Here is a 14,733-nt window from a genome sequence, read left to right as displayed (position 1 = left end):
CACTTTTCCGATGCGGGAAAGTGGTTTTTTTATTTTATCAGGGGGGAAGACATGATGACATTTTCTGAAGAATGCAGACTGGCGGCTGCCGAATGGTGGGACGGAAGTTTTGTTCATCCGTTTGTAACGGGAATCGGTGACGGAAGCCTGCCGATAGACCGTTTCAGCTATTACGTGCTGCAAGATTCCTACTATTTGACGCATTTTGCAAAAGTTCAGGCGTTCGGCGCCGCATATGCCGAAGACTTGTTTACGACGGGCAGGATGGCGGGCCACGCTCAAGGGACATATGAAGCGGAAATGGCGCTGCACCGCGAGTTTACGGAGCTTTTAGGGATTACGGAAGAAGAGCGTGCGGCATTTAAACCGGCACCGACCGCCTATTCTTATACGTCTCATATGTACAGATCGGTGATGAGCGGCAATTTTGGAGAAATATTAGCTGCGCTTCTGCCCTGTTATTGGCTTTATTATGAAGTCGGCGAACACTTAAAGGAGTGCAAACCGGAGCATCCGATTTATGAAAAATGGATCGGTACATACGGCGGAGACTGGTTCAGACAGCAAGTCGAAGAACAGATCAGCCGTTTTGACGAGATTGCTGAAAACAGCACAGAGGACATCCGCGCGAAAATGAAAGAGAATTTTGTGATTTCAAGCTATTATGAATATCAATTTTGGGGAATGGCCTATCAAAAAGAAGGCTGGTCCGAGAAGGGCGGAAAAGAGGTGGAATCTTTTGGAGCTGCACGCGGTAACTGATAATCGCAAACCCGTTGCCGAGCTGGCCGAGGATATTCTTTCGATTCAGCGCGAAGTAAGCTTTATCCATATCCGTGAGCGGGATAAAACAGCGGGAGAGATCATGCAGCTTTTGTCCCTTTTGAAAAAGGGCGGTGCGGATAAGGACAAATTGATCATCAATGACAGGGCGGATATCGCGCTTTTTGCCAATATACACCGTGTTCAGCTTCCGTCCCGCAGCTTTTCCGTAAAGCAGGTGCGAAGCAGATTTCCCCATCTTCATATCGGACGTTCGGTTCATTCGCTGAAAGAAGCCATCCAAGCTGAAAAGGAAGATGCGGATTATGTGGTGTTCGGCCATGTATTTGAAACCGAATGTAAACAAGGACTTGAAGCAAGGGGCATCAGCCTGCTTTCAGAGATCAAACGCACGCTTTCCATCCCCGTCATCGCAATCGGCGGAATGACACTGCAGACGATCGGACACACAAAGCAGGCGAAACCGGACGGAATTGCCGTCATGTCAGGTATATTCTCAGCTGAAAATCCTGAGGTGGCGGCAAAACGGTATGCACGCGCGGTAAGGGAGGCCGATTATGAAGAAGCACTATGATACAGCGGTGATCGGCGGCGGAATTATCGGGTGCGCCATTTCTTATGAGCTGGCGAAGACGCAGCAGAACGTTGTCTTGCTTGAAGCCGGAGAAGTCGGCCGAAAAACGACAAGCGCTGCCGCGGGAATGCTGGGCGCTCATGCGGAATGTGAAAACCGGGATGCGTTTTTTGATTTTGCCATGCACAGTCAAAGGCTGTATGAAGCGGCGGGGCAAGAGCTTGAGGAAGCTTGCGGCATTGACATCAGGCGCCATAACGGCGGAATGCTTAAACTGGCGTATACCGAAGAAGATATCGCCCGTCTGCGGAAGATGGATGATCTGCCTTCCGTCACCTGGCTTTCAGCGGAAGATGCCCTTGAAAAAGAGCCTTACGCTTCAAAAGACATTCTCGGCGCAAGTTTTATAAAAGACGATGTCCATGTCGAACCGTACTATGTCTGCAAAGCGTATGCAAAAGGAGCGCGGCGCTATGGCGCTGACATATATGAGCATACACAAGTCACCTCCGTAAAACGGATGAACGGAGAATATTGCATCACAACGTCCGGCGGGGATGTTTATGCTGACAAAGTCGCAGTTGCAAGCGGTGTATGGAGCGGCCGGTTTTTCAGCCAGCTCGGCTTGGGACAGCCTTTTTTTCCTGTGAAAGGAGAATGCCTTTCCGTGTGGAATGACGATATCCCGCTGACCAAAACCCTTTACCATGATCATTGTTATGTCGTCCCGAGAAAAAGCGGCCGGCTTGTCATCGGCGCCACGATGAAACACGGCGACTGGAGCGATACGCCTGACATCGGAGGAATTGAGGCCGTCATTGCAAAAGCGAAAACCATGCTTCCCGCCGTCGAACATATGAAAATAGACCGGTTTTGGGCGGGGCTCAGGCCGGGAACAAGAGACGGAAAGCCGTTTATCGGGCGGCATCCTGAAGACAGCGGCATCATCTTCGCCGCCGGCCATTTTCGGAACGGCATCCTGTTGGCGCCGGCAACGGCTGAAATGGTGCGGGATATGATCATGGAAAGACAGATTAAACAGGAATGGGAAGAAGCGTTTCGAATCGATCGCAAGGAGGCTGTTCATATATGATCCTTCAGCTGAACGGAAAACAAATTGATTGGAATCGAAAAGAGGGGACGGTTCAGGATTTGCTTGAATCGTACCAGCTTGATCAAAGAATCGTAGTTGTGGAGAGAAATAAAGAAATCATTGAAAAAAAGAATTATGAAAATACAAGTTTGTGTGACCGCGATGTCATAGAAATTGTCCATTTTGTAGGAGGCGGATGAGGATGTTAACAATAGGCGGAAAACAGTTTCAGTCAAGATTGCTGTTAGGAACGGGAAAATATCCGAGTTTTGAGATTCAGAAAGAGGCGGTGGCCGTCTCGGAATCAGATATTTTAACCTTTGCAGTGCGGAGGATGAACATCTTTGAAGAGTCTCAGCCTAACTTTCTCGAACAGCTTGATTTGTCTAAATACACGCTCCTGCCGAATACGGCCGGCGCCGCAACGGCTGAAGAGGCAGTCCGAATCGCAAGGCTTGCCAAAGCTTCAGGGCTTTGTGACATGATAAAAGTAGAAGTCATCGGATGCAGCCGGTCACTTTTGCCAGATCCGGTTGAAACGCTGAAAGCATCAGAACAGCTGCTCGAAGAGGGATTTATCGTGCTTCCGTATACGTCAGATGATGTCGTGCTCGCAAGACGCCTTGAGGAGCTCGGGGTGCATGCTATTATGCCGGGTGCTTCGCCGATCGGTTCCGGTCAGGGAATTTTAAATCCGTTGAATCTATCCTTTATCATTGAACAGGCGAAGGTGCCGGTCATTGTCGATGCCGGCGTCGGATCTTCAAAAGACGCCGCCTACGCGATGGAGCTCGGGGCTGACGGTGTGCTGTTAAATACCGCTGTGTCAGGCGCTGATGATCCGGTCAAGATGGCCCGGGCGATGAAGCTTGCCGTAGAAGCGGGCCGCCTTTCTTATGAAGCCGGGAGAATTCCGGTGAAAGATTACGGAACTGCAAGCAGTCCGCGAGACGGTCTTCCGGTATGACGGACAGATATTCCAGACAGGAGCTGTTTCAGCCGATCGGTCCCTCCGGCCAAGAGAAGCTCCGGTCGTCTCATGCCGTGATTATCGGCGCGGGTGCGCTTGGGACGGCAAGTGCGGAGATGCTTGTCAGAGCAGGGGTCGGGAAGGTAACGATCGCTGACAGAGATTATGTGGAGTGGAGTAATCTCCAGCGCCAGCAGCTCTATACCGAAGACGATGTCAGACAGGAAATGCCGAAAGCCGCGGCGGCTGAAAAACGGCTTCGATCCATAAATAGTGATGTAGAGGTCGAGGGATTTGTCATGGATGTCACTGCGGAAAACGCACCCGGATTGATTCGTGGCGCCTCCCTCATCGTGGATGCCGCCGACAACTTTGAAACGAGGCTGATTGTGAATGATGCGGCTGTGCAGAAAGGGATTCCCTTTCTGTACGGCGCCTGTGTCGGCAGCTACGGGCTCTCTTTTACCGTCATTCCCGGTGTCACGCCGTGCCTTCACTGTCTGCTTGAGACATTGCCTTTAGGCGGTATGACATGCGATACGGCGGGAATCATCAGTCCGGCTGTATTGCAGACGGCCGTTTTTCAGGCAGCAGATGCGCTGAAGCTGTTAACGGGCGGATCTATCGAGCATGTTCTCCGTTCCTTTGATTTATGGAAAAATGAACGGTCAGAAATAAACGTCGCCCGTCTTAAGTCGGCTGATTGCCCAAGCTGCGGCACGAACGATTATCCGTTTTTATCCTATGAAAATCAGACAAAAGCGGCGGTTCTGTGCGGGCGGAACACGGTGCAGATCAGAGCGGGGATCTCTGAACAGTTTGATCTGCAAAAACTTGCGGGACAGCTCAGACGGACAGGGCTTGATGTTTCAGCCAACCCGTATTTAATTTCGTTTTGCAAAGACAATTTCAAGATGGTACTGTTTCGTGACGGCAGAGCATTCATACACGGCACAAGTGATATCAGCAGAGCGAAATCCTTTTATCATAAATGGATCGGATAATGCGAAAGGAGAGAAAAACATCATGAGCATATGCAAAGCATTGACGATTGCCGGATCAGATTCAGGAGGCGGCGCCGGTATACAGGCGGATCTCAAAACCTTTCAGGAGCTCGGCGTTTTCGGGATGTCAGCCATTACAGCGGTCACCGCCCAGAACACTTTGGGCGTTCACGGCATTTATCCGCTCACCCGGGAAGTGCTGGGCAGCCAGATTGACGCGGTGGCGGAAGATTTGCGGCCTGACGCTGTAAAAACGGGAATGCTGTGGAGCGCGGAAATGATTGCGGAAATTGCGGAAAAAACGGATCAGTACGGGCTTGATCATGTCATCACCGACCCCGTCATGATTGCCAAAGGAGGCGCTTCCCTGCTGCGTGAGGAATCTCAGGCCGCGTTAAAAGAGCTGTTAATTCCGCGCAGCTATGCGGTGACGCCGAATGTTCCGGAAGCTGAGGTATTGACGGGAATGGAAATCCGCACGTTTGAGGACCGGAAAAAAGCGGCCGAACGTCTTTGCGAGCTTGGTGCAAAGCATGTCATCATAAAAGGCGGACACCAGCCTGAACAGGGGAGGATCGTTGATTTATTATTTGACGGTTCGTCTTTTACCCAAATCAGTCACGCTTATATTGACACCAAACACACCCACGGAACAGGCTGCACGTTCGCAGCCGCGCTGACGGCGGAAACGGCAAAGGGGAAAAACATTCAGACCGCGTTTGAGACAGCCGTCAATTTTGTGCGGGAAGCCGTGGAACATACGCTCGGCATTGGAGAGGGACACGGCCCGACCAATCATTTTGCCTTTAAAAGGAACAGTCTGCAGACGAGATAAAAAAGAGACCGCTTCAACATCCGCGGTCTTTTTCCCATGCTTTCAATCTGGACAAGGTTATGATATGATAAAAATTAAGATCAGGTACTAAAACTATGTCTTTAAGACGATTACAGGAGGCTTTATACATATGAATTTCTCACTTGAAGGCCGCAACATCGTTGTGATGGGCGTTGCCAATAAACGCAGTATCGCATGGGGAATCGCCCGTTCGCTGCATGAAGCCGGAGCGCGCCTCATTTTCACTTACGCGGGAGAGCGCTTGGAAAAATCAGTTCATGACCTTGCGGCTACATTAGAAAGAAATGATTCCATCATCCTTCCGTGTGATGTGACAAATGACGCTGAGATCGAAACTTGCTTTGCGAGCATTAAAGAGCAGGTCGGCGTGATTCACGGCATCGCGCACTGCATCGCGTTCGCAAACAAAGAAGAGCTTGTCGGCGAATATTTAAATACGAACCGCGAAGGATTCCTGCTTGCGCATAACATCAGTTCTTACTCTCTGACAGCGGTCGCAAAAGCGGCGCGTCCGATTATGACTGAAGGCGGAAGCATCGTTACACTCACTTACCTCGGCGGAGAGCGCGTCGTTTCAAACTATAACGTAATGGGTGTGGCAAAAGCGTCTCTTGATGCGAGCGTCAGATATTTAGCCGCTGACTTAGGAAAAGAAAACATCCGCGTCAACAGCATTTCAGCAGGACCGATCCGTACGCTGTCTGCAAAAGGAATCAGTGATTTCAACTCCATCCTGAAAGAAATTGAAGAGCGCGCGCCTCTGCGCCGCACGACAACACCTGAAGAAGTGGGCGACACGGCTGCATTCTTGTTCAGTGACCTGTCAAGAGGCATCACGGGCGAAAATCTTCACGTTGATTCAGGATTCCATATTACCGCACGTTAAATAACAAGCAGTCCCTTTCAGGGATTGCTTTTTTCTTTCTTCTGATTTTAATCATTCCGTCATATAAATAAAACATGACAGAATCGGAGGGATGAAGATGTCAAAACAAAACAGAAACGCGGAAAAAAAACCGCTCATGTATATTGTTCAGGCGGATTATTCAGACACGCAATCATCAATGCAGGACATATTAATCAAAAAAAGGAAAGCGCCTCAGCCGCCGGAAGAAGAGCCGATGCATGGAAAGCGGGAGGAAGAATGTCAAACTCAGCCTGAAGGAGCAGTGGCTGTCGAGCCAGAAAAGCAAGTACCTGAACAGCACAGCCGCGCAGAAGAAGCCGTTCAAGAAGTTCCGGCGCAAGCGGAGCAGGACACTGCCAAGCCCGACGCCGCTAAAAAAGAGCCTGATGCCGCTAAAAAAGAGCCTGAAGCGGTTCACAATGCCGCCCCAGAGGAAAAGGTTCCGCCAAAGCGCGTGAAAAAGCCGATGAGCAGAATGTCCATTCTTGAAAAAATTGATTTCTTAACGAAGCTGCCGCATAATATGCCGCGGACCCTTTGTCTGATAGAAGCGAACGGGAAAACCTACAGAGGCGTAATCGTCGGCAGAAAAAATAATGCGATCTTCCTGCGGACGACAAGCAACGGAGCGCCGGCAGAACTCGCAATAGACGATATTACCTCGCTGCATCCGCTTGGATTTTAACCATACAAAAAGCTGCCTGAATTCTTTCATCCGGCAGCTTATTTTTATGCTTTTTGATTTAAGAATGTGTGCGGTTGATCAGTCTCGGGTTCAGGCAATTGATGGCGCAGAAGCTATGGAGATCGACTTCAACGCAATAGTTCGTTTTTTCTAAACGGAATACATCGCAGAGAGAGTCTTTATCTGTAAAATCAAGAATGTGCTTATGCTCGTCAAAAGCAATAAGCAGGCTTAATGTGGCACAGCCGTCACAGACCCTTTCAACTCTGAAAAAAACGGTATTAAAGCACGGACCGTTATCCAGCTCGCCGACGTTTCCGAATGCGGTGAACGGTTTCGATTTTGAGGTGAAGATGGCGAACGGCACTGTATCGCCTAATGTATAAGCCGGAGATAAAAGTTTAGAATAACAGCCTGTCGGGCAATCTTCTTCAACCGCATTTTGCAGGTCTTCAATATTTTCTACCGCTTCACGCACACAGTATGTTGTATGCTTGCTCATAATATCCCTCCTGACTTCACGTTTTAAATGGTACCGGTTTAAACGATATCGGAGAGTCAGCCGCCCGGAAGTCCGGGCGGGCTGATGATTGCATCTGTAATAGAAGGTTGGAAGGGGATTCTTCTTTAGGAAAGATGCGAATCAATGACTATCCGTGATGCTTTTTCTCTTTGTGCGGCGCAGGCCGGTTAACAAGCTCGGGTGAAAGGCACTGAATGGCGCTGAAGCAGCTCAGATCAACTTCAATGCAAAATTCTGTTTTTTCTAAACCGAAGAAATCAGGATCACAAGGATGGCAGACGCTGAGGGTGTCGCCGTGCACATCTACGGGGCGCAATACTGAAAGCGTCGCGCAGCAATCGCATAGTCTTTCTACACGAAAGAAAATGGACTCAAAGCACTGGCTGTCATCCGCAAATCCTCCGACGTTCCCGAATGTGGAGAACAATCCGCCTTTTTTATCAAATACGAGAAACGGAATGGTGTCTTTACCTGCAATCGTCGGGCTCAAAAGATTCGTATAGCATCCAGTCGGGCATTGTTCTTCAACAGCCTCTTGTTCTGCTAAAATCTTCTCGACTGCATCGCATACACAACTTTCATCTCGGCCATGGTGTTTTCCGCAGCTCATGGATTTCAGCTCCTTCTTTTAGGGTATTTGACTTTTGTCTTTAACAACATATGTACGCGAGCCTCACTTGGTGTGGGTGAACGTCTATATATTCATCATATGCGGAGAAAATAAGAAAAAGCAGAGCATTTTTAGCTCTGCTTTTTCTTTTTAGAGGACAAGGGTGATGACTAAGACAGCAATCAGTAAATTTGTCGCTGTTGAGATCAATACTGCGATATCGGCATCTACTGTTGTCACGTTTACGCCGCGGGAGTTTTCGATGAGCAGTTTTTGACGGTTGATTTGTTTGTTAGCTGTTAGCTGCAATAAGTCTTGTGCGACCAATTCAGCGATGACTCCGTCAGCGATTGAAGTGAGAGTGGCCGTTACGACTGCTGCATTAATCGCTGTCATGACTGAAGCGACTGCTTGAACGTCTGTTGACGTTACGTTAATATCACAAGAGTCTCTGATAATAATCGCTTCTTCAGAAACTTGTTTGTTGAGATTCGCTTGAGCAAGGTCTTGGTCAAGGAAGGCATTATCTTCGCCGAATCCGTTTCCGTTACAGCAAACACTGCATCTTCTGCCTTCTTTTTCTTCTTTTTCTTCTCGCGGATGTTCGCATTCAGGATCAAGTGCAACCCAAGAGTATGGTCTGCTTTCCATATCTATTCCTCCTTTTCTTTTACTAATATTAAATGAGCCGGCCCCTTACTTTGACTCAGGCATCTATCCTGATAAAAATCACTATTTTTTAGTTATTGACCGGGATTTTGGCGTCTTTGCCGGAGCTGTTCGATTAATTGTTCTCTGCGGGTTTGCGGATTGGTCTGCTGATCTTGCGCTTTTTCCTGCTCTTTTTTCTGTTTCTGGCTTTCAAGAAAAGCTTCTGTTTTTGCCTGCATGTCTTTGACTAATGCGATCAGCATTTCTTTTTCTTCATCAGGTATTTCCCGCATTTTATCTTTTGTCACGCCGTGTTTTTTGAAGACATTGCTGACAAGCACCTTTAAAAGCGGATCCACTTCTGGTAGATTTTCGAGTTCTTTTTTTAATTTTTCGTTATCTGCCATTTGTTCTCACCTCTATTTAAATATTTGAAAAGAAAGGTTAAAGGATGTCTAGTTCAGCAAAAAGTATATTTAATAATTGAAACAAAATTTGTACAAAGGCCATAATATCGTCTGCAGTCAGTGTGATTTTAATATTGCGGCTGTTCAGGACTTGAATGACGGTCCTCTTTTTTATTTGGCAATCATCCAGGATCAGCAGTTCGGTTGCTATTTGGTCGGCTGTGTCTTCATCTGCGATCGCGAGCTGTGTCGCGAGGATAATCGCCGTAGTAACTGAGGCTTGTATAGAAAGAGCGGCCGTTATATGTGTTGTATCTATTGTGACATTTTCGCAATCAATCACTTCGATCGTCTGCTCGAATTCGTTGGATAATTGTTCGTATATTTGCGGTTGCAGTGTTTCGACTTTTTCTTCAAACGACATAACCTTCACTCCTTTCTCATTCATACTTTATATAATGCAAATGAAACGCCGAGCGGAATAAGAAAAACAACTAAACCGCACCTATTTTTTTACCGGACAAGGTGCGATTCATGAAGATCAGGGTTTTCGCATATGTATAAAGAGGTCAAGTTTTGAAAAGGAGTGAACAGGTGGTTATCAATTGGCTTTCATTTATTCTGTTATCGTTTGCCGTTTTCCGGCTGGCCAGGCTTTTCGTATTTGACACCATTATGGCGCCGCTTCGGAGCCTTTTTCACGAGGAAAAAACAGAAACCGCACCAGACGGCACGACAGAAACCTACATTGTCATAAAAGGAAAAGGCATCAGGGCATTTATCGGTGAACTTCTCAGCTGCTACTGGTGTACGGGCGTGTGGTGTGCCGCCTTTTTAATTGCGGCGCAGATTGTGATACCCGGGGCTGCGCAATGGCTGATTTTGCTGTTAGCCATAGCCGGCGCGGCCGGAATCATTGAAGCTGCGGTTTCTCGTCTTCTGCAGGAATAAGGCGGTTCCACCAGCAACTTACCGTCACTTTCGGCATAAACTGGCATATATGACATAAGGAAAGGAAGGATCACCATGAATCAATCAAGCAAACCTTCCCAACACTCTCCATACAAATCAACTGTGCATCAGCCTTACGAAAAAAAAATTAAGAAAAAAGGCTGCGGCTGCGGCCAAAAGAAAAAACCGAAATAGCCGTTTTCTAAAAAACCGGAGCTTCCGGTTTTTTTGTTTTTTGCCGAACGCCGGCCTCTGTTCGGCATAGATCATAGGAGGAGGGGATGTTATGAATATATTTGAATCATTCATAAACGGTAAATACCGCCGGCACAATCAAAACCAGCTGGAGCATGACAAATATATCTTATCTATTGAAAAACAGCTGTCTGAGTTTGATGAAGCGGGATCGCGCTTTGAGGAATGGATAGATGTGTTTGCCGCCGAGACAGAAGCAAAACTGAAGAAAAATGAGCATTCTCAATAAAATGAAATGAAATCCGCACCGGCCCTATGCATTTATCCAAGCCAAACAAGTCGGCTCACATAGAGTATACAGAGTAAAGGAGGTGCTTAAATATGGGATTCGGATATGGCGGATTCGGCGGCGGCTACGGCGGTTATGGCGGCTGCGGCGGATACGGAGGCGGCTATGTCGGAGGCGGATACGGCTCAACATTTGTTCTTGTTGTCGTATTGTTCATCCTTCTGATCATTGTCGGTGCATCCTTTTTTGGCTAAACCTTAGCAAGACCTTGGATAAGCGCGGGACCGTTCAGTCCCGTGCTTCCCTGATGTATAAAGGAGTATAGAGACGGGGCACTCGGAATTTTTTCCTTGTCTTACGGGCACATGTTCCGCTCTTTATTCATACAATATCGTATTACTCCACAAAAGGAGGCACACCATGGATAATCAATTTTTCAAAAATATTGAGAAGAAAACAGGCGTCAGCATGAAGGATGTCATGAACCTTGCAGGATCATTGCAAAATGCCAATTTCAAAGATGAAAACACGGTGAGAGGCGTCATTCAGAAGGTGTCCCAGCTGGCTAACAAGCGTGTTCCGAAAGAATTGGAAGACAAAATCGTTCAATCTATTACAAGCGGTAAAGAGAAACTTGATTTTGGCACCATTTCTAAAATGCTGAACAATAAATAGGCGTCAGCCGGCCTTGCTAAAAAGGCCTTTTTATGTGAGAAGAACCCGGCAGTGATCTGCCGGGTTCTTTATATCCTGAGTGCGCTCCGTCTGTCCGTCCGAAGAAGGGGCTCGAGAAATCTTGAGCTGCGCGCTGTTTTTCCCCGCCTGTACGCGGGACAAGATACATATAAATGCTGCATGGCCCTTGTCATTGCGACATACAGAAGCCGTCTTTCTTCTTCGAGCGGAGCGGGATCGCCCTGTCTCGCCGTCTCAAGTGCGAAGTCATGGGGGATCGAGCCGTCAGCCGCGCCTAAAATATAGACCGTATTGAATTCAAGACCTTTAGAGCGGTGAATGGTCAGCAGTTCGACGCCGTTTTCATCGGTTTTCAGATTCTCAGCGGCGCGCATATGATCGACATGCGCAAGAAAATCGGGAATGGTTTTGAATTTTTTGGCGGCCACTTTGACATCCCTGAGATCATCAGAGCCTTTTTCCAGTTTGTTTCCCTCATTGCCCCGTTTTTTTAAATACTCGGAAAAACCCATTTTGCTTTCTGCAAAGGTGATGGCTTCAATCGGCTTCATTGTCCGGATGCTTGCGAAAAACGGAACGATCTGCTTGATCTTCCCTATTTGAAAAGGCTTCAGGTCAGGCAGTTTCGTCAGTGCCTTAATCATCGTGCAATCTTCAGTAATTGACAGCGCCTTTAACGTTTGCAGGGCGGATTGCTTTAAAAATAAGGCGGGCAGCAGGTCTTTCACCGCATCCGGATCATCTTCATTCTGACTCGCATATAAGTAGGCGAGGATCTGGCGTACGATTCTGCGGCTGTAGAACGTCTGCACGCCCCTGTCGGCATGATAAGGAATCGATGATTGATGCAGTCTTTCATAAATGGCCCGTCCGGCGCTGTTTGTCCGGTAAAGTACGGCAAAATCGTCAGGACTCGCCCCGTTTTGAATCTTCTCTTTCATATCCGAAACAATCATGGTCGCTTCTTCTTCTTCATCGTAAGGATAAAACATCACGGGATTGTGAACGCCGTCTTTGACGGCAGAAAGTGTTTTTTCATACCGTTTTTTATTTTTCTTTACGACGGCATGAGCGCTTGAGACGATCGGATGCGGCGATCGGTAATTTGCCGTTAAGTAAATGGTCTTTGCTGCCGGATAATCTTTCTGAAAATCTAAAATGAAAGACGGGCTGCTGCCGCGGAACGCATAAATGGATTGGTCGTCATCACCCACGCAGCACAGGTTATTCTCTGGGCTTGCGATCATTTGCATAATGTTGTACTGGACAGGATTGATATCTTGAAATTCATCAATCAAAATATGAGAAAATCTGTTTTGGTACTGCGCGAGAATATCAGGCCGGCTTTGAAACAGTTCATAACAGCCTTGGGCCATGTCATCAAAATCAAATTGCCGTTTTTCCTGCTTCTGCCGTTCGTAATGTTCGTAGAGCCTGTACACTTTTTTCTCCCAGTCGTCCGCAAGCGGAATGGTCTCATGGGGGAGATACGTGTTTTTCCAGCAGCCGATAAGCTGAAGCGCCTGGTCGACGGGAAACTCTTTTTCATCCAAGTTTTCTTCATAGAGCGCCTTTTTCACATATTGCTCTTTTTGCCACTCCATTTTTAAAAGCTGGCTGCCGTTCCATTTTGAAGAATCATAATGACAGAGTATTTTATAGAAAAAACTGTGGAATGTTCCGGTCACGAGACGGGAGACTTTTCCGGCTGCCAGACCGTACTCATTTGCCATCCGCTCTTTCATTTCGGCGACGGCTTTTGTCGTAAAGGTCACAAGCAGCATATTCTCAGGTGAAATGCCGAGGTGTTCAATCATATGGGCGGCGCGTGCTGTCAGCACCCTTGTTTTTCCGCTTCCCGCTCCGGCAAGCACTAATAAAGGCCCGTCCGTTTCAGTAACTGCCTTCATCTGTTCACGGTTCAGGCCGATGCCGGGGAACAAAGATGTATCAGCCGCCTCGGATGTTGGTGAAAACGGTTCGGCCGCAGGCACTTTTTTCGGGCTTTTCCATTCTGAGACGATCGGTTTCGGATTCTCTGAAATCGCTTTTCCTTTCGGCAGGCGGAACATGCCGGCTTCCTTATACTCTTCTTTTTCTTTCTCCGCTTGTGGTTCCTCGGCCGCGCATGCTTTTTCACAGGCGGTGAAGTCTCCCTTTTGCCGGTGATAAAATGCGGGCTGCTCTAAAATCGAAAGCCTCATCAAGACGGGCTGCTCACAATGTGCGCAAAAAATATTTCCTTTCTGAGCTTCTTCAAAAAGGAATTGGTAATGTTCTCTAGAATATGTATGTAAATGTATCGTTCGGTTATTCAGTCGGGCGCATTTCAAAAAGGGGTCCTCCCATTAAAAGGTGTTCATCCATTTGATAGACAAAGAATATCATAACAAAAGAACAGCGTTTCAAAAAGTAAGATTAAGGGAAATGAAAGCGAAGGGGAGGGGTACATATGATTTATGCAGGACGGATTCAAAACCAGCAGTATTCTCAATACGCAAACCGGGCAGCGGGTTATAAGTCTGATTATGCCGGCATTACGAAAGCGGCCGCCCTTGCCAATGACAGGGTGTACAGAGAGGTGGAGCGCCGCCAGGAAAACACCGCAGCCGCAGAAAAGAAAGTACATGAGGAAAAACGTAAGCGCTCTCTTTCCCGTCTGCCGCAAATCATGGGAAAAGGCCGGTTGATAAATCAATACGTGTGAAAAAGCCCGGATATATCCGGGCTTTTTTGAGTCGTATATATGAAAGATGCGGAAAGGAATGATTCAATTTGAGAAAGCTTTCATTATTAATTGCGGGGTTATTTCTATTCGGCCTCTTTACTGCCGGAATGAAACCGGCAGACGCTGCGGAGGGCTCCGCAGCAAAAGGTGTCACTCTCACACAGCTGGCGCCGCATGTTTGGATGCATACAAGCACCGGTACGGCAGACGGAAGTCCCGTCCCTGCGAACGGATTGCTTCTTGAGACTTCCAAAGGAATCGTACTGATTGATACTCCGTGGAATGACAGTCTCACAGAGCAATTAATGACACAAATAAAAAAGCGGTTTCCCGGCAAAAGGATGACCGATGCCATTGTGACACACGCCCATGATGATCGTATCGGCGGGCTGAACACCCTGTACAAATACGGCGTAAAGGTGCACAGCACGAAGCTGACCGCCGACTTCGCCCGAGAGCAGGGATATGACCGGCCGCTCGGAGATTTGAAAAACGTGACAAAGCTGCAGTTTGGCGATATGAAAATTGAAACGTTTTATCCGGGAAAAGGGCATACGGAAGACAATATGACCGTCTGGCTGCCTGAGGATAAGCTCTTATTCGGCGGTTGCTTAATCAAGGCTTTAGAAACAAAGGAAATCGTGCCTACTCCGGGCTTTTATCCGGATAAGTGGCCGCGCGCCGTCCGCAAAGTCATGAAAAGGTATCAGGACATCAGCATTGTCGTTCCGGGCCATGGCAGTCCGGGGGATGATCGTCTGCTGCCGCATACAATAAACCTTCTGAAAGAAACGTAATAAAGAAGACCGGC

At 47.8% G+C, this 14,733-nt stretch carries 21 protein-coding genes; 15 read left to right on the top strand and 6 right to left on the bottom strand.

The window, feature by feature from the left end; translation table 11 throughout:
* Positions 1–54: 54 nt before the first annotated feature.
* From tenA to D5S11_RS09555, 9 genes are all read left to right on the top strand, one after another.
* Positions 55–762, top strand: coding sequence for a thiaminase II (gene tenA, locus D5S11_RS09595; protein ID WP_007409099.1), 708 nt, complete (start codon positions 55–57; stop codon positions 760–762).
* Positions 740–1,357, top strand: coding sequence for a thiazole tautomerase TenI (gene tenI / locus D5S11_RS09590; protein ID WP_007409098.1), 618 nt, complete (start codon positions 740–742; stop codon positions 1,355–1,357). Before tenA ends, tenI begins: the two co-directional genes overlap by 23 nt.
* Positions 1,341–2,450 carry a glycine oxidase ThiO gene (gene thiO, locus D5S11_RS09585; RefSeq protein ID WP_108725045.1) on the top strand — a complete coding sequence of 370 codons (1,110 nt, stop codon included), beginning with the start codon at positions 1,341–1,343 and terminating at the stop codon, positions 2,448–2,450. Before tenI ends, thiO begins: the two co-directional genes overlap by 17 nt.
* The gene (thiS, locus tag D5S11_RS09580) at positions 2,447–2,650 is read left to right on the top strand and encodes a sulfur carrier protein ThiS (protein ID WP_003155008.1); all 204 of its coding nucleotides are present in this window, start codon (positions 2,447–2,449) and stop codon (positions 2,648–2,650) included. The genes thiO and thiS overlap by 4 nt, the downstream gene beginning before the upstream one ends.
* Positions 2,647–3,417: a thiazole synthase gene (thiG, locus tag D5S11_RS09575; RefSeq protein WP_007610655.1), complete on the top strand. Its 771-nt coding sequence runs from the start codon at positions 2,647–2,649 to the stop codon at positions 3,415–3,417. The genes thiS and thiG overlap by 4 nt, the downstream gene beginning before the upstream one ends.
* Positions 3,414–4,424: a thiazole biosynthesis adenylyltransferase ThiF gene (thiF, locus tag D5S11_RS09570; protein WP_108725044.1), complete on the top strand. Its 1,011-nt coding sequence runs from the start codon at positions 3,414–3,416 to the stop codon at positions 4,422–4,424. Before thiG ends, thiF begins: the two co-directional genes overlap by 4 nt.
* Before the next feature lie 22 nt (positions 4,425–4,446).
* Positions 4,447–5,259: a bifunctional hydroxymethylpyrimidine kinase/phosphomethylpyrimidine kinase gene (thiD, locus tag D5S11_RS09565; RefSeq protein ID WP_108725043.1), complete on the top strand. Its 813-nt coding sequence runs from the start codon at positions 4,447–4,449 to the stop codon at positions 5,257–5,259.
* 130 nt (positions 5,260–5,389) lie between these two features.
* Positions 5,390–6,166 carry an enoyl-ACP reductase FabI gene (fabI, locus tag D5S11_RS09560; protein WP_003155001.1) on the top strand — a complete coding sequence of 259 codons (777 nt, stop codon included), beginning with the start codon at positions 5,390–5,392 and terminating at the stop codon, positions 6,164–6,166.
* A 97-nt stretch (positions 6,167–6,263) separates the two neighbouring features.
* Positions 6,264–6,872, top strand: a complete 609-nt coding sequence (locus tag D5S11_RS09555; RefSeq protein ID WP_080130422.1) for a CotO family spore coat protein — start codon at positions 6,264–6,266, stop codon at positions 6,870–6,872.
* 58 nt (positions 6,873–6,930) lie between these two features.
* Here D5S11_RS09555 and cotZ read toward each other — a convergent pair whose 3' ends face one another.
* From cotZ to D5S11_RS09530, 5 genes are all read right to left on the bottom strand, one after another.
* Complete coding sequence (cotZ, locus tag D5S11_RS09550) at positions 6,931–7,374, bottom strand: spore coat protein CotZ (protein WP_015417224.1); 444 nt, start codon at positions 7,372–7,374, stop codon at positions 6,931–6,933.
* A 148-nt stretch (positions 7,375–7,522) separates the two neighbouring features.
* Positions 7,523–8,005 carry a spore coat protein CotY gene (gene cotY / locus D5S11_RS09545; protein WP_007409090.1) on the bottom strand — a complete coding sequence of 161 codons (483 nt, stop codon included), beginning with the start codon at positions 8,003–8,005 and terminating at the stop codon, positions 7,523–7,525.
* A gap of 150 nt (positions 8,006–8,155) precedes the next feature.
* Positions 8,156–8,656: a spore coat protein gene (locus D5S11_RS09540; RefSeq protein ID WP_020955644.1), complete on the bottom strand. Its 501-nt coding sequence runs from the start codon at positions 8,654–8,656 to the stop codon at positions 8,156–8,158.
* Positions 8,657–8,748: 92 nt separating this feature from the next.
* A complete protein-coding gene (locus tag D5S11_RS09535) occupies positions 8,749–9,063 on the bottom strand; it encodes a hypothetical protein (protein WP_015239584.1) in 315 nt (104 codons plus the stop codon).
* A gap of 37 nt (positions 9,064–9,100) precedes the next feature.
* Positions 9,101–9,487, bottom strand: coding sequence for a spore coat protein (locus D5S11_RS09530; protein WP_003154992.1), 387 nt, complete (start codon positions 9,485–9,487; stop codon positions 9,101–9,103).
* Positions 9,488–9,657: 170 nt separating this feature from the next.
* Between D5S11_RS09530 and D5S11_RS09525 the strand changes: the two genes are divergently transcribed.
* The 4 genes from D5S11_RS09525 (at position 9,658) to spoVIF (ending at position 11,173) form a co-directional block, all read left to right on the top strand.
* Positions 9,658–10,014: a DUF1360 domain-containing protein gene (locus D5S11_RS09525; protein WP_047936403.1), complete on the top strand. Its 357-nt coding sequence runs from the start codon at positions 9,658–9,660 to the stop codon at positions 10,012–10,014.
* Between the two features lie 286 nt (positions 10,015–10,300).
* Entirely contained in the window at positions 10,301–10,498 is a 198-nt protein-coding gene (locus D5S11_RS09520; protein ID WP_047935605.1) for a hypothetical protein, read from the top strand.
* Positions 10,499–10,590: 92 nt separating this feature from the next.
* Positions 10,591–10,752, top strand: coding sequence for a YjcZ family sporulation protein (locus tag D5S11_RS09515; RefSeq protein ID WP_007610678.1), 162 nt, complete (start codon positions 10,591–10,593; stop codon positions 10,750–10,752).
* A gap of 166 nt (positions 10,753–10,918) precedes the next feature.
* Positions 10,919–11,173: a sporulation-specific transcription regulator SpoVIF gene (gene spoVIF, locus D5S11_RS09510; protein WP_003154986.1), complete on the top strand. Its 255-nt coding sequence runs from the start codon at positions 10,919–10,921 to the stop codon at positions 11,171–11,173.
* A 68-nt stretch (positions 11,174–11,241) separates the two neighbouring features.
* Here spoVIF and D5S11_RS09505 read toward each other — a convergent pair whose 3' ends face one another.
* On the bottom strand, positions 11,242–13,527 hold the full coding sequence (locus D5S11_RS09505; RefSeq protein ID WP_047935607.1) for an ATP-dependent helicase: 2,286 nt from the start codon (positions 13,525–13,527) through the stop codon (positions 11,242–11,244).
* A 119-nt stretch (positions 13,528–13,646) separates the two neighbouring features.
* Here D5S11_RS09505 and D5S11_RS09500 point away from each other — a divergent pair, with 119 nt between their 5' ends.
* Together D5S11_RS09500 and bla are read left to right on the top strand one after the other, a co-directional pair.
* A complete protein-coding gene (locus D5S11_RS09500; RefSeq protein ID WP_007409082.1) occupies positions 13,647–13,901 on the top strand; it encodes a hypothetical protein in 255 nt (84 codons plus the stop codon).
* A 68-nt stretch (positions 13,902–13,969) separates the two neighbouring features.
* Positions 13,970–14,719 (top strand): subclass B1 metallo-beta-lactamase, encoded by a 750-nt coding sequence (bla, locus tag D5S11_RS09495; RefSeq protein WP_047935608.1) that lies wholly within the window; start codon positions 13,970–13,972, stop codon positions 14,717–14,719.
* Positions 14,720–14,733 lie beyond the last annotated feature (14 nt).

Origin of the sequence: Bacillus sp. L75, from assembly GCF_003676355.1 — a bacterium.
Lineage (GTDB): Bacteria > Bacillota > Bacilli > Bacillales > Bacillaceae > Bacillus > Bacillus velezensis.
Note: the sequence above shows the minus strand (reverse complement) of the source record. Positions and strands in the feature narration are given on the sequence as shown.

Bases quoted from the DNA above. Each gene is read 5' to 3' on its own strand.
- tenA (WP_007409099.1), top strand. From the start codon at position 55: ATGACATTTTCTGAAGAATGCAGACTGGCGGCTGCCGAATGGTGGGAC.
- thiO (WP_108725045.1), top strand. From the start codon at position 1,341: ATGAAGAAGCACTATGATACAGCGGTGATCGGCGGCGGAATTATCGGG.
- thiS (WP_003155008.1), top strand. From the start codon at position 2,447: ATGATCCTTCAGCTGAACGGAAAACAAATTGATTGGAATCGAAAAGAG.
- thiG (WP_007610655.1), top strand. From the start codon at position 2,647: ATGAGGATGTTAACAATAGGCGGAAAACAGTTTCAGTCAAGATTGCTG.
- thiF (WP_108725044.1), top strand. From the start codon at position 3,414: ATGACGGACAGATATTCCAGACAGGAGCTGTTTCAGCCGATCGGTCCC.
- thiD (WP_108725043.1), top strand. From the start codon at position 4,447: ATGAGCATATGCAAAGCATTGACGATTGCCGGATCAGATTCAGGAGGC.
- fabI (WP_003155001.1), top strand. From the start codon at position 5,390: ATGAATTTCTCACTTGAAGGCCGCAACATCGTTGTGATGGGCGTTGCC.
- D5S11_RS09555 (WP_080130422.1), top strand. From the start codon at position 6,264: ATGTCAAAACAAAACAGAAACGCGGAAAAAAAACCGCTCATGTATATT.
- cotZ (WP_015417224.1), bottom strand. From the start codon at position 7,374: ATGAGCAAGCATACAACATACTGTGTGCGTGAAGCGGTAGAAAATATT.
- cotY (WP_007409090.1), bottom strand. From the start codon at position 8,005: ATGAGCTGCGGAAAACACCATGGCCGAGATGAAAGTTGTGTATGCGAT.
- D5S11_RS09540 (WP_020955644.1), bottom strand. From the start codon at position 8,656: ATGGAAAGCAGACCATACTCTTGGGTTGCACTTGATCCTGAATGCGAA.
- D5S11_RS09535 (WP_015239584.1), bottom strand. From the start codon at position 9,063: ATGGCAGATAACGAAAAATTAAAAAAAGAACTCGAAAATCTACCAGAA.
- D5S11_RS09530 (WP_003154992.1), bottom strand. From the start codon at position 9,487: ATGTCGTTTGAAGAAAAAGTCGAAACACTGCAACCGCAAATATACGAA.
- D5S11_RS09520 (WP_047935605.1), top strand. From the start codon at position 10,301: ATGAATATATTTGAATCATTCATAAACGGTAAATACCGCCGGCACAAT.
- D5S11_RS09515 (WP_007610678.1), top strand. From the start codon at position 10,591: ATGGGATTCGGATATGGCGGATTCGGCGGCGGCTACGGCGGTTATGGC.
- spoVIF (WP_003154986.1), top strand. From the start codon at position 10,919: ATGGATAATCAATTTTTCAAAAATATTGAGAAGAAAACAGGCGTCAGC.
- D5S11_RS09500 (WP_007409082.1), top strand. From the start codon at position 13,647: ATGATTTATGCAGGACGGATTCAAAACCAGCAGTATTCTCAATACGCA.